Below are 20,879 nucleotides of genomic sequence, written 5' to 3' on the forward strand. Positions count from 1 at the left end.
AGGACTGGTGGAGCGCTTAGAAGTGAGAATGCCGGTATGAGTAGCGAAAGATGAGTGAGAATCTCATCCACCGAATGCCTAAGGTTTCCTGAGGAAGGCTCGTCCGCTCAGGGTTAGTCGGGACCTAAGCCGAGGCCGAAAGGCGTAGGCGATGGATAACAGGTTGATATTCCTGTACCACCTCTTTATCGTTTGAGCAATGGGGGGACGCAGGAGGATAGGGTAAGCGCGCTGTTGGATATGCGCGTCTAAGCAGTTAGGCTGAGAGGCAGGCAAATCCGCCTCTCATATAAGGCTGAGCTGTGATAGCGAGGGAAATTTAGTACCGAAGTTCCTGATTCCACACTGCCAAGAAAAGCCTCTAGCGAGATAAAAGGTGCCCGTACCGCAAACCGACACAGGTAGGCGAGGAGAGAATCCTAAGGTGAGCGAGAGAACTCTCGTTAAGGAACTCGGCAAAATGACCCCGTAACTTCGGGAGAAGGGGTGCTTTTTGAGGTGAATAGCCTCGAAGAGCCGCAGTGAATAGGCCCAGGCGACTGTTTAGCAAAAACACAGGTCTCTGCGAAGCCGCAAGGCGAAGTATAGGGGCTGACGCCTGCCCGGTGCTGGAAGGTTAAGAGGAGGGGTTAGCTCACGCGAGGCTCTGAATCGAAGCCCCAGTAAACGGCGGCCGTAACTATAACGGTCCTAAGGTAGCGAAATTCCTTGTCGGGTAAGTTCCGACCCGCACGAAAGGCGTAACGATCTGGGCACTGTCTCAACGAGAGACTCGGTGAAATTATAGTACCTGTGAAGATGCAGGTTACCCGCGACAGGACGGAAAGACCCCGTGGAGCTTTACTGTAGCCTGATATTGAATTTTGGTACAGCTTGTACAGGATAGGTAGGAGCCTGAGATACGTGAGCGCTAGCTTGCGTGGAGGCGTCGGTGGGATACTACCCTGGCTGTATTGAAATTCTAACCCGCACCCCTGATCGGGGTGGGAGACAGTGTCAGGTGGGCAGTTTGACTGGGGCGGTCGCCTCCTAAAAAGTAACGGAGGCGCCCAAAGGTTCCCTCAGAATGGTTGGAAATCATTCGCAGAGTGTAAAGGCACAAGGGAGCTTGACTGCGAGACCTACAAGTCGAGCAGGGACGAAAGTCGGGCTTAGTGATCCGGTGGTTCCGCATGGAAGGGCCATCGCTCAACGGATAAAAGCTACCCCGGGGATAACAGGCTTATCTCCCCCAAGAGTCCACATCGACGGGGAGGTTTGGCACCTCGATGTCGGCTCATCGCATCCTGGGGCTGTAGTCGGTCCCAAGGGTTGGGCTGTTCGCCCATTAAAGCGGTACGCGAGCTGGGTTCAGAACGTCGTGAGACAGTTCGGTCCCTATCCGTCGTGGGCGCAGGAAATTTGAGAGGAGCTGTCCTTAGTACGAGAGGACCGGGATGGACGCACCGCTGGTGTACCAGTTGTTCTGCCAAGAGCATCGCTGGGTAGCTATGTGCGGACGGGATAAGTGCTGAAAGCATCTAAGCATGAAGCCCCCCTCAAGATGAGATTTCCCATAGCGCAAGCTAGTAAGAACCCTGAAAGATGATCAGGTTGATAGGTCAGAGGTGGAAGCGTGGTAACATGTGGAGCTGACTGATACTAATCGTTCGAGGACTTATCCTAATTTTAAGGTGAACTCTGAGTTTACAAACTTCTTCTACATTATCTAGTTTTGAGGGAATGAAGCCTCAAATTTTATAGTCTGGCAGCAATGGCGAGAAGGTCACACCCGTTCCCATACCGAACACGGAAGTTAAGCTTCTCAGCGCCGATGGTAGTTGGGACACGCGTCCCTGTGAGAGTAGGACGTTGCCAGGCATAGCAAAGACAACCTGAAAAGGTTGTTTTTTTTTGCGTGTGAAAATAAATAAGTTACCGAAGAGGATGAAGAATCCTTCCACGGTAACTAAAAATTGTCAATTTGATTTTTCCATTAAATACTGATAAACCAAGTATGGCCCCTTTTGTAACGTGACATCCAGAAATGAGCAAATGAATGGATAATCCTGGTTTGGCATCATTTTTGTCAACTCACTCCACCACTCTGTTTCATATCGAGCAATCATACTTAAATTGTAAAGTAATAAATAATGAATGAGCAGCTCAGGAAAATTAAAATAATGGTCCTTGTTCAGGGGCAGCGCATAATAATTTTCCTCGAAATGAAACTTCAAAGGCGAGCTTCCAACAGAGGATGCCGGGTTCACCCGAAAAGACAAGCCTTCCTCAGAAAACTCCACACCCTTTTCAAACTTGGAGGCCAAGAATTCCTTAAACCGATTTTCAGTCATATGGAATTGATCTAAGATGGTTTCGGGCACATGAAATTGTTGATGGTCGGACTCTACCTTAATGAATGTCCTTTTCCCCTCAAGTAAAAAGAATAATTCATCAAGCTCTGGTATAAGCTTAAGTAATTCCTCCATTATGACTTTTTCCCCTTCCAATTGTTTCATGTGAAACAATTTTTCAGAGATGAAGGGGAAAAGTCCATTTTTTTGAAGTTTCACTTCATCCTGGAAGAATTGATAATTTTGTTTCTTTCTTTTCCTTGTTGAGACACCATGAGCCAAAACAGCCGTTGTTTCGGGATAAGCAGGATCTATTGTTAATATACATGCCTTAATTAAATGGACAAGACCATAAAAAAGTAAAATTGGTTTAATAATAAGTGGAGAACTGCTGGCTTGTTGATAATAAATTTGCCCATGTTCCAGATAATATAAAAATGGATAACAGTTTTCATAGCTTTTTTGCTCTGGATTCTCGATATTCCGTTTTTGATAACAACTTTTTAAAAATTGCTGGCAATATTCTGCCGAAAAGAAACAAGAGAAGCTTTTCCAATCTTTATATTGAATACCCAAGACTATATCACCTTTTTCAGAAGAATCAGACTAATATTTATTCCTTGACAGTATTTTATCCAATTGATAACCTACAAATAATATTTTTTTTCCTGGGGGCCTGAAAAATGTGGGAAAGTAAGTTTGTAAAAGAAGGTTTAACGTTTGATGATGTTTTATTAATTCCTGGTAAATCAGAAGTATTGCCTAGAGATGTAAATCTGCAAGTAGAACTATCGCCAAGTGTAAAGCTAAATATTCCTATCATAAGTGCTGGGATGGACACAGTAACAGAATCTGAAATGGCCATATCAATGGCTCGGCAAGGCGGCTTAGGGATTATTCATAAGAATATGACGATTGAGCAGCAAGCAGAGCAAGTGGAGAAGGTAAAGAGATCAGAAAGCGGAGTTATTACTGATCCATTTTTCCTAACTCCTGAGCATCAAGTGTATGATGCGGAGCATTTAATGGGAAAATATCGTATTTCCGGCGTACCAATTGTTAATAACTTAGAGGAACAAAAGCTTATCGGGATTATCACCAATAGGGATCTTCGCTTTATCCAAGATTATTCATTTAAAATTTCCGACGTTATGACTAAGGAGAATCTTGTGACGGCCCCAGTTGGAACGACATTAAAAGAGGCAGAGAAAATTCTGCAGCGTTACAAGATAGAAAAACTACCGCTTGTTAATGAGCAGGGTGAGTTAAAAGGATTAATCACAATTAAGGATATCGAAAAGGTGATTGAATTTCCAAACTCTGCGAAAGACAGTCAAGGACGTTTATTGGCTGGAGCTGCGGTTGGAGTAACGAGCGATACGATGAAACGAGTAGAAGCTCTTGTAAAAGCCAATGTCGATGTAATTGTGCTTGATACAGCCCATGGACATTCCAAAGGTGTCCTCGATATGGTAAAGGAAATTAGAGCTGCTCATCCAAATCTCACGATTATTGCTGGGAACGTGGCAACAGCTGAAGGAACCAAAGCCTTAATAGAAGCTGGTGCCGATGTGGTCAAAGTAGGAATTGGACCTGGTTCGATCTGTACAACAAGGGTCGTTGCCGGTGTAGGTGTTCCACAAATTACAGCCGTTTATGATTGTGCAGGAGAAGCGATGAAGCATGGCAAGACAATCATTGCCGATGGCGGCATCAAATACTCTGGGGATATCGTCAAAGCTCTTGCAGCAGGCGGATATGCCGTTATGCTGGGCAGCTTATTAGCGGGGGTAACCGAGAGTCCAGGAGAGACAGAAATTTTCCAAGGACGCCGCTTTAAAGTGTATCGCGGGATGGGTTCAGTGGCTGCGATGGAAAAAGGATCAAAAGACCGTTATTTCCAAGAAGATAATAAAAAGTTCGTACCAGAAGGAATTGAAGGACGGATTCCTTATAAAGGGCCTTTAGCAGAGACTGTATATCAACTTATCGGCGGACTCAGATCCGGAATGGGTTATTGCGGAACCAAAGATCTAGAGGAATTAAGAACAAAAGCACAATTTATTAAAATGACAGGTGCGGGATTAAGAGAGAGTCATCCACATGATGTTCAAATCACAAAAGAGGCTCCGAATTACTCTCTATAACAACAAGACAGAGAAGCGATGACTTCTCTGTTTTTTATGTAAAAATACCTAGAAACTGAAAAAAATAGCCATAAGATGGTTCATAGCTCCGTCTATGATTTGCTATTGACTTATGTTAAAATAACCAAGGTGTATAAATTCATGGAGGGCGTTAAAGTGAACAAACATTTTTATCAGAAATGTATGGCCAGTGCGCTGGCACTTATTTTATTTTTTGGACTATTTGCTGGTGTTGATATAGCGAAGGCGGATGCAGCATTAAATGTGAATGCAGACGGAGCTATTTTAGTTGATGGACAAACAGGTAAGGTTTTATATGCAAAGAATGCTGACAGTCCATTAGGGATTGCCAGTATGACAAAGATGATGACGGAGTATCTTTTACTAGATGCCGTGAAGCACGGTAAGGTCAAATGGGATCAGGAATATACGGTAAGTGAACTAGTTTATAAGATTTCACAGCCAACGGGTTTATCGAATGTCCCTTTACGCCTTGGTGAAAAATATAATGTTCGAGAATTATATGAAGCGATGGCTATTTATTCTGCTAATGGGACAACCATTGCACTTGCTGAAGTCATTGCCGGTTCGGAAACGAATTTTGTCAAGTTGATGAATGAAAAAGCAAAGAAACTTGGATTGAAAAATAGTAAATTTGTGAATTCTACTGGCTTAAATAATAAGGATTATAATGGTGAGCAACCAGAAGGAACTGGTGCTGAAGAAGAAAATGTGATGTCTCCTCGCGACGTGGCTACATTAGCCTATCATCTCATTAATGATTATCCAGATGTTCTAAAAACAGCAAGCACGCCTAAAAAGGTATTTCGTGAAGGTACAGATGATAGAATTGTAATGCAAAACTGGAACTGGATGCTGCCAACATTAGTATATGGATATGAAGGTATGGATGGGCTCAAAACCGGTACAACTGATTTTGCAGGATACTGCTTTACAGGGACAGCGAGCAGAGATGGAAAACGATTTATTACCGTTGTCCAAAATGCAAAAGATGATAGCGGAAAAAATGATGGTTATAAAGCGCGTTTCGGTGAAACGAAAAAAATGCTAGATTATGCTTTTACAAATTATGCAAAGGAAGAAATTACTCCTAAGCATTACCAAGTAAAAGGTCAAAAAACGGTTCCTGTTACAAAAGGAAAAGAAGACCAGGTTAAAATCTATACAAAATCAGCCATTAGCATGATGATTCCAAATGGCAGCAAGCAAGACTACAAACCAGTCTTAGTCCTTGATAAAAAGAAATTGACGAAAGATGGTAAGCTAACAGCACCAATTAAGAAGGGTGAAAAAGTTGGTTATGTAACCATCGCACCAAAAAATGGTGAAAAGGTTAGTTTCTTAACTTCAGAGGGTCAACAATCGATTAAGGTTGATGTGATCGCTGCACAAGATGTAGAAAAATCAAACTGGTTTGTGTTAATGATGAAAGGCATTGGTAACTTTTTTGGAGATGTTTTTCATGGGATTTCCTCTACTGTTAAGGGATGGTTTTAATTTATATTTTAACGAAAGCTAAGCAAAAACAATTTGTTTAAATTGGTTGCTTTTGGATAATATATATAGTAAATTAATAAATACAAAATCATAAATAATGATCAAAGCAATGAGAGGAACTAGTAACAAGAGACTCATTCTACAAGAGAGCCGGTGGCTGGTGTGAACCGGTGGATGAAACTTGTGAATCCCTCCTCGAGCAAGGTGCGGAACATCTCATCCTGAGATCAGTAAGTACTTTCGGTAGAAACCGTTAACGTTTTTTGAGGTGGACAGTTTATTCTGTCAACCAGGGTGGTATCGCGAGTAACTCTCGTCCCTGTTTTAGGGGCGGGAGTTTTTTGTTTTTTATGTGGTAATGCGAACCGCACGGCATGGTCTAAAATAATAAAATGAGTAAAAAGGAGTGCCATATTTATGTTAGATATTAAAGTGTTACGAGCTGATTTTGCAGAAGTAAAAGAAAAACTTCAAAAGCGGGGGGAAGATTTATCTGCTCTCGATCAATTTGAAGAACTAGACCAAAGAAGACGCGAATTGATTGTCGAAACAGAAAAATTAAAAAGCCGCCGCAATGAGGTATCACAGCAGGTTGCATCTTTAAAGCGAGAAAAGCAGGATGCTGACCATTTGATCAAGGAAATGCGCGAGGTGGGTGACAAGATTAAAACGTTTGATGATGAATTACGTGTAGTAGAAGAGTCATTAGAACTTTTGATGTTGAGCATCCCGAATATCCCGCATGAAAGTGTTCCAGTGGGCGAAACTGAGGATGATAATATCGAAATACGACAATGGGGCAAGGTGCGCGAGTTTGAATTTGAAGCCAAACCGCATTGGGACGTTGCCGATCAACTAGGAATTCTTGATTTTGAAAGAGCCGGGAAGGTAACAGGTAGCCGCTTTGTCTTTTATAAAGGACTAGGTGCTCGTTTAGAGCGTGCGTTAATGAGCTTTATGTTAGATCTTCATGTCGATGAGCATGGCTATACAGAAATATTGCCGCCGTATTTAGTCAACCGGGCGAGTATGACTGGAACAGGCCAGCTTCCTAAGTTTGAAGAAGATGCGTTTTTGATTGAAAACGAAGATTACTTCTTGATTCCGACAGCTGAAGTTCCTGTAACTAATCTTCATCGCGATGAAATATTAAGTGCTGAAGCCCTGCCGATCCGCTTTGCTGCTTACAGTGCATGTTTCCGTTCTGAGGCTGGCTCTGCGGGCCGTGATACACGCGGTTTGATTCGTCAGCATCAATTTAATAAGGTAGAACTTGTGAAGTTTGTTAAGCCTGAGGATTCTTACGATGAGCTTGAAAAGCTGACACGAGATGCAGAAAAGGTATTACAATTACTTGAGCTGCCATACCGTGTGCTAAGCATGTGCACGGGTGACCTCGGCTTTACCGCTGCGAAGAAGTATGATATTGAAGTTTGGATTCCAAGCTATGGAACGTATCGCGAAATTTCTTCTTGCAGTAACTTCGAAGCCTTCCAGGCAAGACGGGCAAACATTCGTTTCCGCCGCGAACCAAAGGCAAAGCCGGAGCACGTTCACACCCTCAATGGTTCTGGCCTTGCGATTGGCCGTACGGTCGCCGCCATCTTAGAGAATTACCAACAAGCCGATGGCAGTGTCGTGATTCCAACCGTACTGCGTCCATATATGGGCAACCGTGAAGTCATATCACCAATGTAATTTTAGTCTAAGTTAAAGCATATAGTTGGCACCCTGTTGATTGGAGCGGAAGGCACGAAGACTCCTGCGGGAGGACGGGGCAGGGGAGACCCCGCAGGAGCGCAGCGACGAGGAGGCTCCCCGGACCGCCCGCGGAAAGCGAAGTGCCTGGAGTGGAAATCAACAGGCATTTGTAACATAGAAAAAAACTGGACAGATAAAAATTTGTCCAGTTTTTTGATTTAGTATGTTGACATAGAAAAATGAATATGGTAAATTAGATTCTGTTGATACGGAGGAATACCCAAGTTTGGCTGAAGGGATCGGTCTTGAAAACCGACAGGCGGGTCATACCGCGCGGGGGTTCGAATCCCTCTTCCTCCTCCATAATATTTACTAATCGCGCATAAAAACTGGAGATAAAGGTTCGTTACATCATATGTAACGGACTTTTTTTATGGACATTTTTAGCTGCACTGTTAAACTGAGAGCAATAGCTGGATATTTGCCTATGGTTAGAAGATTGCTGAAGGAAAAAGGGTGCTAAGCGGAAAAGAAGAGTATCTCCATTTCCCGGGTGAAGGAAAAAAATAGGCTAAACGGTAAATGAAGAGGGTCCGGTCTAGCAAAATTCAGAAGTTTCTCCATCGCATCAATCCTATAAATAAAAAAGCACATATTGGATTATCCAATATGCGCTTTTCTTATATTTAGAATTTCTTTCAACTTTTCTTCCACTTCAAGGCAAATTCTAGTGGCATCTTCTGCACTTTTGACAACGTCTGTTGTATCCATATCAATCACTAATACTTCACTTGCTGAGTACTGGTTCATCACCCACTCATCATAACCCTTCCACACTTCGAAGTAATATTCCTTCAGTTCAGGATTTATTTCAAAGCTTCGGCCGCGGGCCATAATCCGGTCAATCACTGTATCAAATGACCCTTTTAAGTACACCATTAAATCTGGTGCCTTTTTTGGAAGTTCATTCAGTTCTTCCAGCATGTTTTCCACTAATTCTTCATATATTTTAAATTCCAAATCAGAAATCCTGCCTAACGATTTATTCACATAGGCAAAATACCAATCTTCATAAATGGAACGGTCTTGAATTGTATAAATAGGCTCTCTCCAGCTAACGCATTCCTTAACGGTTTTAAAACGTTTATTCAAAAAGAATAATTGAAGCAGGAAAGGGATCCTTTTGGCATCTAATTCTTCAGGTGTCAGTTCATAATAGAGCGGGAGAATCGGGTTATCATCCACCGTTTCATAAAACACCTTACTCTCAATTCCCTTATTTTGAAAGTGTGCATTCAATGTGTCTGCCACACTTGTTTTACCGAGACCAATCATACCACCAATAACGATACTCACTAACATCCCCCTGATCTATAATGTTTTTTTGAGTTTCACTTTATCCAGATGCTTTTTTTTAATGCTAAGGATAATTGTTCAAAAATATGGTTTAAATCTTGTTCATTTTTGACAAAATCCAATTCGTCTCCGCTAAAGCGAAGAACGGGTATTTCTGGATGTTCCTTTTCAAAGAGCGTCATTGATTCTTCATAATCGAGTGATAACTGTTCTAAATATAAGGGGCTGATATTCTTTTCCACTTCACGCCCTCTTATTTTAATTCGTTTTAGAAGTGTATCGAGGCTGGCATTCAAATAAATAATAACATTAGGCTTCGGCATATCTTCGGTTAGAATTTGATAAATTTTATCATATTTTTGATACTCATCTGCATTTAAGGAACGCTTTGCAAATATTAAATTTTTAAAGATATGATAATCCGCTACAACGGATTGATTTTGAGTTAAGTAATGGGTATTGATATCCCCTAATTGCTTAAAACGATTGCAGAGGAAAAACATTTCCGTTTGAAAACTCCATTCTTCAATATTTTCATAGAATTTCCCTAGAAATGGATTTTCATCAACAATCTCTTTAAGTAATGCAAATTTAAATTGCGCTGAAATGGCTTTTGCAAGCGATGTTTTTCCAACACCAATCGGCCCTTCAACGGTAATAAAGGGTGTATCCCCCATTGCAAGTCCTCCTTCGAAAGCTACCTTCACTCTATGTTTCACCAGATCCTCTGGTTATTTAGTCACAAAAAACACGCAAGATTTATTTTATCATAATCTTACTCAGGAAGGGATAAGGAAAATTTAGTAGAAAGTTGTTTTATGTCAAATATATGAAAAAACTGCCGAATCCCGGCAGTTTTTGTAGAAATAAAATTATTTAGGTTGCACGTTTAGTGACATTGAAGTTGTCGACGATTAACAGCCAATTTTGCGGGAAGGCAAGACCGAGCTTCCAGTAACTCATTCCCCTAATATTTAACTCTTTAATTAAATCAAACTTGGCTTGAATCGAGCGGGCGTCCTCAAACCAAACCTCATGCTGTTTGCCCGCTTCTGTATATCTAAAATGTGGTGCCTGCGCCTTGATGTCATATTGAATCGGGACATTGTGCCTTGCGGCGAGCTGTATGGCCTGCTGTGGACTCACTGCCTTGGCAACCGTTCCTTGCACGAAGGGAAGTGTCCAATCATAGCCGTACAAGTTTTGCCCCATCATAATCTTTCTTGCCGGGATATCTGTAACAGCGTATTCCAACACTCTTCTTACTTGATCGATGGGTGACACAGCCATTGCGGGGCCACCGCTATATCCCCATTCATAAGTCATAATCACGACAAAGTCAACGATTTCTCCGTGTGCCTTATAGTCATGTGCTTCATACCATTTCCCTTTCTGAGAGGCACTGGTCTTTGGCGCCAGTGCGGTTGACATGAGCCAGCCTTTACTGCCGAATAGATGTTTTGCCTTACGTAAAAAGCGATTATAGGCCTCACGGTCGGCCGGACGTAAAAACTCAAAATCAAAATGAATATCACGGAATCCATATTTATTAGCAGTAGAAACAATATTATTTAGAAATTTATCTTGAATGGCCATATCATTTAATAAAATTCTTCCGAGTTCGTCACTGAATTGATCATTTTCTTGGTTGGTTATTACCATCATTAACACATTGCGGTTGGCCCTGGCGATAGCAGGAAAGTTGTTCAACAGCGGTTCTTTTAGTGTCCCATCACGGCGGGCTTGAAAGCTAAAGGGAGCCAAATAGGTCAGATAGGGTGCTGCCTCGCGGGCGCTGGTTTCTAAGACTGGGGCTACGGTAGTGCCGCGGGGTTCAACGTAGGCGTTAAATTCAGCATCTCTTTTTTTGCCTTGGGGAATGTAGAGACGAAAACCTATATTAAGCGGCTGATTCGGGTTGATTCGGTTGATAGAGGCAAGCTCTTGGTAAGGGACGCCGAACTTTCTTGAGATGGTGAATAAAGTATCGCCTGGCTGCACGAAATAAAATTGCCCAATGATTGGAATGACAAGCGACTGTCCAATCACAAGATTATTTGGATTTGGTAAATCGTTAGCCTCTACTATGTCCTGGACGGTTGTTTGATAAGTCCTTGCAATCGTTGTTAAGGTTTCATTACCTCTTACCACATGGATTTGCATCCTAACCCCTCCTAAGCAAATATGCGTTGCAACTATTTTATGAGCGAGGAAACTGATAAATGATATAATGCTTATAAATTTCATCTGAAGCAATTAAAACTCCAATTTGGTAATAATGGGACCAAGGGAACAGTAAAGGGGAATTAGCATGACAGGAGATCAGTCAATTGATGAATATTTTATGAAGGAAGCGATGAAGGAAGCCAAAAGGGCTGAAGCGATAGATGAGGTACCGATTGGTGCAGTGCTCGTCATGGACGGAAAAATAGTCGCTCGGGCCCACAATTTACGGGAGACCGACCAAACTGCTATTGCACACGCTGAGCTAATCGCGATTGATCAAGCCTGTAGAGAGACAGGTACATGGCGTCTTGAGGAATCTACATTATATGTCACATTGGAGCCATGTCCAATGTGTGCAGGAGCAATTATTTTATCTCGAGTGAAAAGGGTGGTATATGGTGCGGCTGACCCTAAGGCCGGTTGTGCGGGGACACTGATGAACCTATTAGAAGATAACCGCTTTAATCATCAAAGTGACGTTACTAGTGGTGTTTTGGAAAGAGAGTGCGGACAGCTGCTCTCCGACTTTTTTCGAAAAATAAGAGAGCGAAAAAAGTTAGCAAAGAGAATGAAGGAAGACAACCTTACAAAAAATGACAATGAATAAAGATTGCTTTTTTACGAAAATATTTGTATACTAAGAAAGCGTCATAGTGACGCATTAAACTTTGGTATCAACTTTGCCGTGCTAGGTGGGGAGGTAGCGGTGCCCTGTACCCGCAATCCGCTCTAGCGGGACTGAATCCCTTCCCGAGGCTAACGACCTGTAGGGTCTGCCTTAAGTAAGTGGTGTTGACGCCCGGGTCCTGCGCAATGGGAATCCATGAACCATGTCAGGTCCGGAAGGAAGCAGCATTAAGTGGACGCTCCCATGTGCCGCAGGGTGGCCTGGGCCGAGCTAACTGCTTAAGTAACGCTTATGGGCGTTAGTCGACGGAAGGTGCACGGCAGTTATATTACATAAATTAACTCATCTCAGACTTGGGATGAGTTTTTTTGCACATTAAATAGATTCATTTTGTAAAAAGCAAAATGATTAAGGTATAATAAAAGGGAATGAAAATTTTGAAGGGGGCGTGTGTCAATTGGCGTATCAAGCTTTATATCGTGTTTGGCGTCCTCAAACATTTCTCGATGTAGTAGGACAAGAACATGTAACCAAGACATTGCAAAACGCCCTGCTTCAGCAAAAGATATCACATGCGTATCTTTTTTCCGGCCCGAGAGGAACAGGGAAAACAAGTGCAGCTAAAATATTAGCAAAAGCAATTAACTGTGAGAGATCACCTGTTTCCGAACCTTGTAATGAGTGTGCAGCCTGCCGTGGAATCACCGATGGAACGATTTCAGATGTATTAGAATTTGATGCGGCTTCGAACTCACGTGTGGAGGAAATGCGGGACGTCCTAGATAAGGTAAGATTTGCACCGACAGCTGTGAATTACAAAGTCTATATCATCGATGAAGTGCATATGCTATCCATTAGCGCCTTTAATGCCTTGCTAAAAACGCTGGAAGAACCGCCTAAGCATGTCATTTTTATATTAGCTACAACAGAACCTCATAAAATCCCCTTAACAATTATTTCAAGATGTCAACGCTTTGATTTTAGACGCATTACAGCTGGGGCAATTGTCAATCGGATGAAGTTAATTGTCGAGGAATCTGGAATTGATTGTGATGAACGTGCCCTTCAATTGATTGCTCGGGCAGCAGATGGCGGGATGCGCGATGCACTTAGTCTATTGGATCAAGCGATATCGTATAGCCAGGACCATGTTGCCATTGAAGATGCATTAACGGTTACAGGATCGGTTTCGCAGGGATTTTTAAATAGACTTGCTTTGGCATTCCGGGAAAAGGATGTCGCAAACGGCTTAGCAGCGTTGGATGAGCTTTTATTTCATGGAAAAGACCCGATGCGTTTTATTGAGGATCTAATCTTGTTCTATCGTGACATGCTTCTATATAAAACGGCACCAAACCTTGAAGAATCGCTGGAACGAGTGATGTTGGATGATGATTTTCGAAACATTGCTGAAACGATATCAACAGATCAGATTTACCAACTGATCGATCTCTTGAATAAAACACAACAAGAAATGCGTTGGACCAATCATCCAAGAATTTTTCTTGAGGTGGCGATTGTGAAGCTATGTCAAATGGAAGTAAAGCAGACATCACAGGCACAGCCTGCTCAAATTGACCAGCTGTTAACAAGAATCGGCCAATTGGAGATGGAGCTCGAGCATTTAAAAGCGAATGGTGTAACAGCTTCTCCGCAAGAGGCAGTGCAGCAAACACAAAAGCCAGCCCAAAGATCGGCGAAAAAGGCATTCCAGCCGGCGGTCGGAAAAATAAATGAAGTATTAAAGCAGGCAACAAAAAGCGATTTGAATCTGATTAAATCGAATTGGGCAGAATTGCGTGCAAGTCTGTTAAAATCACAAGCTGCCCTATTGAACGATGCCGAGCCTATCGCCGCATCAGCAGCTGCTTTTATCATAAAATTTAAGCATGAAATGATTTGCCAGATGGCGATGAGTCGAACAGATTTTCTGGATGCAGTGATCGCCGCTTTATATAAATTAACAGGCAAACGATTTACAATCTTAGGTGTTCCGGAAGACCAGTGGCTGCCAATTCGCGAAAGCTTTTTGAATAGTCATGAAGGTGCTGAAGGAGAAACCAGTGAAGTACCAAAGGAAGAAGAACCACATATTGCCGAGGCGAAAAAAATATTTGGCGAAGAATTTGTGGAGATTATTGATTAATAACTAACTAATTGGAGGTAGATGAACAATGATGCGTGGTGGCGGAATGGGAAATATGCAAAATATGATGAAACAAATGCAAAAGATGCAAAAGAAAATGGCAGAGGCACAAGAAGAATTAGGTGAAAAAAAGATTGAAGGAACTGCTGGCGGTGGCATGGTTACTGTGATTGTTACAGGACATAAGGAAGTAGTTGATGTAATTATTAAACCTGAGGCTGTTGATCCAGATGATGTAGAAATGCTTCAAGACCTTGTTTTAGCTGCTACAAACGATGCTCTTAAAAAAGCAGAAGAGTTAACAAACAGTACGATGGGGCAATTTACAAAAGGAATGAACCTTCCTTTTTAGGAGAGGAATAGCCAAAGATGCATTATCCAGAACCAATTTCAAAGCTGATTGACAGCTTTATGAAGCTGCCAGGTATCGGTCCTAAAACGGCCGGTCGTCTGGCTTTTTTCGTCTTAAGTATGAAAGAAGATACGGTGCTTGATTTTGCTAAAGCACTTGTTAACGCCAAACGGAATTTAACGTATTGTTCTGTCTGCGGTCATATCACAGATCAAGACCCTTGCTACATTTGTGAAGACGCGCGCCGCGATAAGAGTATCATCTGTGTCGTCCAAGATCCAAAAGATGTGATTGCGATGGAAAAAATGAAGGAATTCAATGGATTATACCATGTCCTTCATGGGGCCATTTCCCCTATGGATGGGATCGGACCAGAGGATATTAATATTCCAAGCCTCCTAAAGCGTCTTCAAGATGAAAATATAATTGAAGTAATCTTAGCGACAAACCCTAATATCGAGGGGGAAGCAACAGCCATGTACATTTCCCGTTTGTTAAAACCATCGGGAATTAAAACCACAAGGATTGCTCATGGACTTCCAGTCGGCGGGGATCTCGAATATGCAGATGAGGTTACTTTATCCAAAGCGATTGAGGGCCGAAGAGAATTTTAAGAAGACGCGGAGGAATCAATGATGTTTTTTCAGCGTAAAGGGCGGCTTCGTAAAGAGTATAATGAAAAGCTTTTAGTGCAGTTGAATCGATTTAAAGAGCATTGGCAGCAAGAAAAACTGCTGTTAGAGAAAAGTTTCGATCCTTCTGACGAAGTAATTTGTCAAACGAAAATAGCTGAGGCAAAATATATCTTTCTCTTAAGAGAGGCAAAGCAGCGGAACGTGAATTTAATAAAATCATAAATAAGCTATTTCCTTTTTTAGGTCTATTCTTGGCAGCTTGTACATAAGTTGTAAATAAAATGACTTAAGAAGGGGGATAGCTTTTTTGGAACCAATTATCGTAATATCTATCCTAGGCGGTTTAGTGATTATCCTATTATTTACGGGAGCTCCCTTTAAGCCTGCTCGATTTGTTGGTCAAGCCGCAATCAAGTTAGTCATTGGGGCGCTATTTTTATTCTTCCTAAATGCAGCAGGAAACCGTTATGGTATACATGTACCGATTAATGTGGCCACCTCCGCCATCTCAGGCTTTTTAGGAATACCGGGTCTGATTGCATTAGCTGCTATTCAACATTGGGTACTCTAGATCGAAAACCGCTGAAAAAAAGCGGTTTTTCTTTTTGAAAAAATATAAAAATCAATTTCAAAAAAAGTATTGACCAATGCTTTTATATGCTGTAATATATGAAAAGTCGTCACTGAGGCGATGCAAAACGAAAGAAAAAAGTTGTTGACTTCTGGTTGATAACTTGGTAAGATAATAAAGTCGCTTTTGGGCGGCGGAGAAATTGTTCTTTGAAAACTAAACAAACAAAATCGTGTAAACAAACAATAAATTTTAGCTTCCTTTAAGAAGCTAAGCCAACGTAACAAATGAGCTAATCAACTTTCTTGGAGAGTTTGATCCTGGCTCAGGACGAACGCTGGCGGCGTGCCTAATACATGCAAGTCGAGCGAGACTCTTCGGAGTCTAGCGGCGGACGGGTGAGTAACACGTGGGCAACCTGCCTGTAAGACTGGGATAACACCGGGAAACCGGTGCTAATACCGGATAATCCTTTTCCTCTCATGAGGAAAAGCTGAAAGTCGGTTTCGGCTGACACTTACAGATGGGCCCGCGGCGCATTAGCTAGTTGGTGAGGTAACGGCTCACCAAGGCGACGATGCGTAGCCGACCTGAGAGGGTGATCGGCCACACTGGGACTGAGACACGGCCCAGACTCCTACGGGAGGCAGCAGTAGGGAATCTTCCACAATGGACGAAAGTCTGATGGAGCAACGCCGCGTGAGCGATGAAGGCCTTCGGGTCGTAAAGCTCTGTTGTTAGGGAAGAACAAGTACCGGAGTAACTGCCGGTACCTTGACGGTACCTAACCAGAAAGCCACGGCTAACTACGTGCCAGCAGCCGCGGTAATACGTAGGTGGCAAGCGTTGTCCGGAATTATTGGGCGTAAAGCGCGCGCAGGCGGTCCTTTAAGTCTGATGTGAAAGCCCACGGCTCAACCGTGGAGGGTCATTGGAAACTGGGGGACTTGAGTGCAGAAGAGGAAAGCGGAATTCCACGTGTAGCGGTGAAATGCGTAGAGATGTGGAGGAACACCAGTGGCGAAGGCGGCTTTCTGGTCTGTAACTGACGCTGAGGCGCGAAAGCGTGGGGAGCAAACAGGATTAGATACCCTGGTAGTCCACGCCGTAAACGATGAGTGCTAAGTGTTAGAGGGTTTCCGCCCTTTAGTGCTGCAGCTAACGCATTAAGCACTCCGCCTGGGGAGTACGGCCGCAAGGCTGAAACTCAAAGGAATTGACGGGGGCCCGCACAAGCGGTGGAGCATGTGGTTTAATTCGAAGCAACGCGAAGAACCTTACCAGGTCTTGACATCCTCTGACACTCCTAGAGATAGGATTTTCCCCTTCGGGGGACAGAGTGACAGGTGGTGCATGGTTGTCGTCAGCTCGTGTCGTGAGATGTTGGGTTAAGTCCCGCAACGAGCGCAACCCTTGATCTTAGTTGCCAGCATTTAGTTGGGCACTCTAAGGTGACTGCCGGTGACAAACCGGAGGAAGGTGGGGATGACGTCAAATCATCATGCCCCTTATGACCTGGGCTACACACGTGCTACAATGGATGGTACAAAGGGCTGCAAGACCGCGAGGTTTAGCCAATCCCATAAAACCATTCTCAGTTCGGATTGCAGGCTGCAACTCGCCTGCATGAAGCCGGAATCGCTAGTAATCGCGGATCAGCATGCCGCGGTGAATACGTTCCCGGGCCTTGTACACACCGCCCGTCACACCACGAGAGTTTGTAACACCCGAAGTCGGTGGGGTAACCGTAAGGAGCCAGCCGCCTAAGGTGGGACAGATGATTGGGGTGAAGTCGTAACAAGGTAGCCGTATCGGAAGGTGCGGCTGGATCACCTCCTTTCTAAGGATATAAGCTGGACATGTGAGCCAGACAAAATAGTTTGTTTGCGATTTTTGTTTGTTTAGTTTTGAGAGTGCAATCTCTCTCATATTTTTGAAGTGGGGGCCTATAGCTCAGCTGGTTAGAGCGCACGCCTGATAAGCGTGAGGTCGATGGTTCGAGTCCATTTAGGCCCACCATACTTTCACTTTCATAATGGGGTCTTAGCTCAGCTGGGAGAGCGCCTGCTTTGCACGCAGGAGGTCAGGGGTTCGATCCCCCTAGACTCCACCAAAGTTTTTTGTGAAAGCAAATAACTTTCAACTCATTCGTTCTTTGAAAACTAGATAATCGTAATGAAGAAGCAAAGTAAACATCGAGTAATCGCCATTTTAGATTTTCTCTCTTATGTGAGTAAGAGTTATAAACCTTTTAGGTTAAGTTAGAAAGGGCGCACGGTGAATGCCTTGGCACTAGGAGCCGATGAAGGACGGGACTAACACCGATATGCTTCGGGGAGCTGTAAGTAAGCTTTGATCCGGAGATTTCCGAATGGGGGAACCCACTGTTCGTAATGGAACAGTATCTTTACCTGAATACATAGGGTATGGAAGGCATACCCGGGGAACTGAAACATCTAAGTACCCGGAGGAAGAGAAAGCAAACGCGATTCCCTGAGTAGCGGCGAGCGAAACGGGACATAGCCCAAACCAAGAGGCTTGCCTCTTGGGGTTGTAGGACACTCAACATGGAGTTACAAAGGAACGAGGTAGATGAAGCGACCTGGAAAGGTCCGTCAGAGAAGGTAAAAACCCTGTAGTCGAAACTTCGTTCCCTCCTGAGTGGATCCTGAGTACGGCCGGACACGTGAAATCCGGTCGGAAGCAGGGAGGACCATCTCCCAAGGCTAAATACTCCCTAGTGACCGATAGTGAACCAGTACCGTGAGGGAAAGGTGAAAAGCACCCCGGAAGGGGAGTGAAATAGTTCCTGAAACCGTGTGCCTACAAGTAGTCAGAGCCCGTTCATGGGTGATGGCGTGCCTTTTGTAGAATGAACCGGCGAGTTACGATCCCATGCAAGGTTAAGTTGAAGAGACGGAGCCGCAGCGAAAGCGAGTCTGAATAGGGCGAATTGAGTATGTGGTCGTAGACCCGAAACCAGGTGATCTACCCATGTCCAGGGTGAAGTCCAGGTAACACTGGATGGAGGCCCGAACCCACGCACGTTGAAAAGTGCGGGGATGAGGTGTGGGTAGCGGAGAAATTCCAATCGAACTTGGAGATAGCTGGTTCTCTCCGAAATAGCTTTAGGGCTAGCCTCACGTAGTAAGAGTCTTGGAGGTAGAGCACTGTTTGGACTAGGGGCCCTCATCGGGTTACCGAATTCAGACAAACTCCGAATGCCAAAGACTTATCCGTGGGAGTCAGACTGCGAGTGATAAGATCCGTAGTCAAAAGGGAAACAGCCCAGACCACCAGCTAAGGTCCCAAAGTATACGTTAAGTGGAAAAGGATGTGGAGTTGCTTAGACAACCAGGATGTTGGCTTAGAAGCAGCCACCATTTAAAGAGTGCGTAATAGCTCACTGGTCGAGTGACTCTGCGCCGAAAATGTACCGGGGCTAAACGTATCACCGAAGCTGTGGATTGACACCGTTGGTGTCAGTGGTAGGAGAGCGTTCTAAGGGCGTTGAAGCTAGACCGTAAGGACTGGTGGAGCGCTTAGAAGTGAGAATGCCGGTATGAGTAGCGAAAGATGAGTGAGAATCTCATCCACCGAATGCCTAAGGTTTCCTGAGGAAGGCTCGTCCGCTCAGGGTTAGTCGGGACCTAAGCCGAGGCCGAAAGGCGTAGGCGATGGATAACAGGTTGATATTCCTGTACCACCTCTTTATCGTTTGAGCAATGGGGGGACGCAGGAGGATAGGGTAAGCGCGCTGTTGGATATGCGCGTCTAAGCAGTTAGGCTGAGAGGTAGGCAAATCCGCCTCTCACATAGGCTGAGCTGTGACAGCGAGGGAAATTTAGTACCGAAGTTCCTGATTCCACACTGCCAAGAAAAGCCTCTAGCGAGATAAAAGGTGCCCGTACCGCAAACCGACACAGGTAGGCGAGGAGAGAATCCTAAGGTGAGCGAGAGAACTCTCGTTAAGGAACTCGGCAAAATGACCCCGTAACTTCGGGAGAAGGGGTGCTTTTTGAGGTGAATAGCCTCGAAGAGCCGCAGTGAATAGGCCCAGGCGACTGTTTAGCAAAAACACAGGTCTCTGCGAAGCCGCAAGGCGAAGTATAGGGGCTGACGCCTGCCCGGTGCTGGAAGGTTAAGAGGAGGGGTTAGCTCACGCGAAGCTCTGAATCGAAGCCCCAGTAAACGGCGGCCGTAACTATAACGGTCCTAAGGTAGCGAAATTCCTTGTCGGGTAAGTTCCGACCCGCACGAAAGGCGTAACGATCTGGGCACTGTCTCAACGAGAGACTCGGTGAAATTATAGTACCTGTGAAGATGCAGGTTACCCGCGACAGGACGGAAAGACCCCGTGGAGCTTTACTGTAGCCTGATATTGAATTTTGGTACAGCTTGTACAGGATAGGTAGGAGCCTGAGATACGTGAGCGCTAGCTTGCGTGGAGGCGTCGGTGGGATACTACCCTGGCTGTATTGAAATTCTAACCCGCACCCCTGATCGGGGTGGGAGACAGTGTCAGGTGGGCAGTTTGACTGGGGCGGTCGCCTCCTAAAAAGTAACGGAGGCGCCCAAAGGTTCCCTCAGAATGGTTGGAAATCATTCGCAGAGTGTAAAGGCACAAGGGAGCTTGACTGCGAGACCTACAAGTCGAGCAGGGACGAAAGTCGGGCTTAGTGATCCGGTGGTTCCGCATGGAAGGGCCATCGCTCAACGGATAAAAGCTACCCCGGGGATAACAGGCTTATCTCCCCCAAGAGTCCACATCGACGGGGAGGTTTGGCACCTCGATGTCGGCTCATCGCATCCTGGGGCTGTAGTCGGTCCCAAGGGTTGGGCTGTTCGCCCATTAAAGCGGTACGCGAGCTGGGTTCAGAACGTCGTGAGACAGTTCGGTCCCTATCCGTCGTGGGCGCAGGAAATTTGAGAGGAGCTGTCCTTAGTACGAGAGGACCGGGATGGACGCACCGCTGGTGTACCAGTTGTTCTGCCAAGAGCATCGCTGGGTAGCTATGTGCGGACGGGATAAGTGCTGAAAGCATCTAAGCATGAAGCCCCCCTCAAGATGAGATTTCCCATAGCGCAAGCTAGTAAGAACCCTGAAAGATGATCAGGTTGATAGGTCAGAGGTGGAAGCGTGGTAACATGTGGAGCTGACTGATACTAATCGTTCGAGGACTTAACCATATTTTAGGGTGAACTCTGAGTTTACAAAAACTTCTTCAGCATTATCTAGTTTTGAGGGAATGAAGCCTCAAACAAA

The 20,879-nt window shown here is 44.4% G+C and carries 13 protein-coding genes, 3 tRNA genes, 4 rRNA genes, 1 other RNA gene and 1 other annotated feature (1 of these 22 only partly in view); of the genes, 17 read left to right on the top strand and 4 right to left on the bottom strand.

All coding sequences use genetic code 11. The features are described from left to right. Both AC4QJR_RS00055 and rrf read left to right on the top strand, forming a co-directional pair. Positions 1-1,665, top strand: a 23S ribosomal RNA gene (locus tag AC4QJR_RS00055); it begins 1,271 nt to the left of the window's first position. Positions 1,666-1,743: 78 nt separating this feature from the next. Further along, positions 1,744-1,860, top strand: a 5S ribosomal RNA gene (rrf, locus tag AC4QJR_RS00060). A 98-nt stretch (positions 1,861-1,958) separates the two neighbouring features. Here rrf and AC4QJR_RS00065 read toward each other — a convergent pair. Then, positions 1,959-2,909 (bottom strand): YaaC family protein, encoded by a 951-nt coding sequence (locus AC4QJR_RS00065; RefSeq protein ID WP_496524940.1) that lies wholly within the window; start codon positions 2,907-2,909, stop codon positions 1,959-1,961. Between the two features lie 107 nt (positions 2,910-3,016). On the opposite strand from AC4QJR_RS00065, the gene guaB reads away from it, so the two are divergent. The 4 genes from guaB (at position 3,017) to AC4QJR_RS00085 (ending at position 8,062) form a co-directional block, all read left to right on the top strand. Next, a complete protein-coding gene (gene guaB / locus AC4QJR_RS00070; RefSeq protein ID WP_375377738.1) occupies positions 3,017-4,480 on the top strand; it encodes an IMP dehydrogenase in 1,464 nt (487 codons plus the stop codon). A 141-nt stretch (positions 4,481-4,621) separates the two neighbouring features. Next, the gene (locus AC4QJR_RS00075; protein ID WP_375377739.1) at positions 4,622-5,998 is read left to right on the top strand and encodes a D-alanyl-D-alanine carboxypeptidase family protein; all 1,377 of its coding nucleotides are present in this window, start codon (positions 4,622-4,624) and stop codon (positions 5,996-5,998) included. Between the two features lie 100 nt (positions 5,999-6,098). Beyond that, positions 6,099-6,322: a binding site (T-box leader), on the top strand. A gap of 93 nt (positions 6,323-6,415) precedes the next feature. Beyond that, on the top strand, positions 6,416-7,696 hold the full coding sequence (serS, locus tag AC4QJR_RS00080) for a serine--tRNA ligase (RefSeq protein ID WP_496524941.1): 1,281 nt from the start codon (positions 6,416-6,418) through the stop codon (positions 7,694-7,696). A 273-nt stretch (positions 7,697-7,969) separates the two neighbouring features. After that, positions 7,970-8,062, top strand: a tRNA-Ser gene (locus AC4QJR_RS00085). 297 nt (positions 8,063-8,359) lie between these two features. Here the strand turns inward: AC4QJR_RS00085 and AC4QJR_RS00090 are convergent. The 3 genes from AC4QJR_RS00090 to AC4QJR_RS00100 all read right to left on the bottom strand — a co-directional run bounded on the left by AC4QJR_RS00090 (position 8,360) and on the right by AC4QJR_RS00100 (position 11,218). Continuing rightward, positions 8,360-9,055, bottom strand: a complete 696-nt coding sequence (locus AC4QJR_RS00090; RefSeq protein ID WP_496524942.1) for a deoxynucleoside kinase — start codon at positions 9,053-9,055, stop codon at positions 8,360-8,362. 35 nt (positions 9,056-9,090) lie between these two features. Continuing rightward, positions 9,091-9,732 (bottom strand): deoxynucleoside kinase, encoded by a 642-nt coding sequence (locus AC4QJR_RS00095; protein ID WP_496524943.1) that lies wholly within the window; start codon positions 9,730-9,732, stop codon positions 9,091-9,093. Between the two features lie 199 nt (positions 9,733-9,931). Beyond that, a complete protein-coding gene (locus tag AC4QJR_RS00100; protein WP_496524944.1) occupies positions 9,932-11,218 on the bottom strand; it encodes a LysM peptidoglycan-binding domain-containing protein in 1,287 nt (428 codons plus the stop codon). A gap of 148 nt (positions 11,219-11,366) precedes the next feature. Between AC4QJR_RS00100 and tadA the strand changes: the two genes are divergently transcribed. The 11 genes from tadA to AC4QJR_RS00155 all read left to right on the top strand — a co-directional run bounded on the left by tadA (position 11,367) and on the right by AC4QJR_RS00155 (position 20,803). Then, positions 11,367-11,888 carry a tRNA adenosine(34) deaminase TadA gene (gene tadA, locus AC4QJR_RS00105; RefSeq protein WP_496524945.1) on the top strand — a complete coding sequence of 174 codons (522 nt, stop codon included), beginning with the start codon at positions 11,367-11,369 and terminating at the stop codon, positions 11,886-11,888. Between the two features lie 76 nt (positions 11,889-11,964). After that, an RNA gene (gene ffs, locus AC4QJR_RS00110) (signal recognition particle sRNA large type) lies at positions 11,965-12,229 on the top strand. 137 nt (positions 12,230-12,366) lie between these two features. Then, on the top strand, positions 12,367-14,055 hold the full coding sequence (gene dnaX, locus AC4QJR_RS00115; RefSeq protein WP_496524946.1) for a DNA polymerase III subunit gamma/tau: 1,689 nt from the start codon (positions 12,367-12,369) through the stop codon (positions 14,053-14,055). Between the two features lie 28 nt (positions 14,056-14,083). Then, entirely contained in the window at positions 14,084-14,407 is a 324-nt protein-coding gene (locus AC4QJR_RS00120; protein ID WP_373561683.1) for a YbaB/EbfC family nucleoid-associated protein, read from the top strand. A gap of 17 nt (positions 14,408-14,424) precedes the next feature. Next, entirely contained in the window at positions 14,425-15,021 is a 597-nt protein-coding gene (recR, locus tag AC4QJR_RS00125) for a recombination mediator RecR (RefSeq protein ID WP_496524947.1), read from the top strand. Positions 15,022-15,042: 21 nt separating this feature from the next. Continuing rightward, positions 15,043-15,264 carry a YaaL family protein gene (locus tag AC4QJR_RS00130; RefSeq protein ID WP_026565814.1) on the top strand — a complete coding sequence of 74 codons (222 nt, stop codon included), beginning with the start codon at positions 15,043-15,045 and terminating at the stop codon, positions 15,262-15,264. An 85-nt stretch (positions 15,265-15,349) separates the two neighbouring features. Continuing rightward, positions 15,350-15,613 (top strand): pro-sigmaK processing inhibitor BofA family protein, encoded by a 264-nt coding sequence (locus AC4QJR_RS00135; RefSeq protein WP_098573014.1) that lies wholly within the window; start codon positions 15,350-15,352, stop codon positions 15,611-15,613. Between the two features lie 302 nt (positions 15,614-15,915). Further along, positions 15,916-17,453 (top strand): 16S ribosomal RNA (locus AC4QJR_RS00140). A gap of 102 nt (positions 17,454-17,555) precedes the next feature. Next, positions 17,556-17,632: transfer RNA gene (locus AC4QJR_RS00145), tRNA-Ile, on the top strand. Between the two features lie 18 nt (positions 17,633-17,650). After that, positions 17,651-17,726 (top strand) — tRNA-Ala (locus AC4QJR_RS00150). Positions 17,727-17,867: 141 nt separating this feature from the next. After that, positions 17,868-20,803 (top strand): 23S ribosomal RNA (locus AC4QJR_RS00155). The 16S and 23S rRNA genes sit together here with 2 tRNA genes alongside, the layout of an rRNA operon. The last annotated feature ends 76 nt before the right edge of the window (positions 20,804-20,879 follow it).

This window comes from Neobacillus sp. BP17, assembly GCF_059579525.1.

Bases quoted from the DNA above. Each gene is read 5' to 3' on its own strand.
- AC4QJR_RS00095 (WP_496524943.1), bottom strand. From the start codon at position 9,732: ATGGGGGATACACCCTTTATTACCGTTGAAGGGCCGATTGGTGTTGGA.
- AC4QJR_RS00075 (WP_375377739.1), top strand. From the start codon at position 4,622: ATGGAGGGCGTTAAAGTGAACAAACATTTTTATCAGAAATGTATGGCC.
- guaB (WP_375377738.1), top strand. From the start codon at position 3,017: ATGTGGGAAAGTAAGTTTGTAAAAGAAGGTTTAACGTTTGATGATGTT.
- AC4QJR_RS00120 (WP_373561683.1), top strand. From the start codon at position 14,084: ATGATGCGTGGTGGCGGAATGGGAAATATGCAAAATATGATGAAACAA.
- AC4QJR_RS00100 (WP_496524944.1), bottom strand. From the start codon at position 11,218: ATGCAAATCCATGTGGTAAGAGGTAATGAAACCTTAACAACGATTGCA.
- tadA (WP_496524945.1), top strand. From the start codon at position 11,367: ATGACAGGAGATCAGTCAATTGATGAATATTTTATGAAGGAAGCGATG.
- serS (WP_496524941.1), top strand. From the start codon at position 6,416: ATGTTAGATATTAAAGTGTTACGAGCTGATTTTGCAGAAGTAAAAGAA.
- AC4QJR_RS00130 (WP_026565814.1), top strand. From the start codon at position 15,043: ATGTTTTTTCAGCGTAAAGGGCGGCTTCGTAAAGAGTATAATGAAAAG.
- recR (WP_496524947.1), top strand. From the start codon at position 14,425: ATGCATTATCCAGAACCAATTTCAAAGCTGATTGACAGCTTTATGAAG.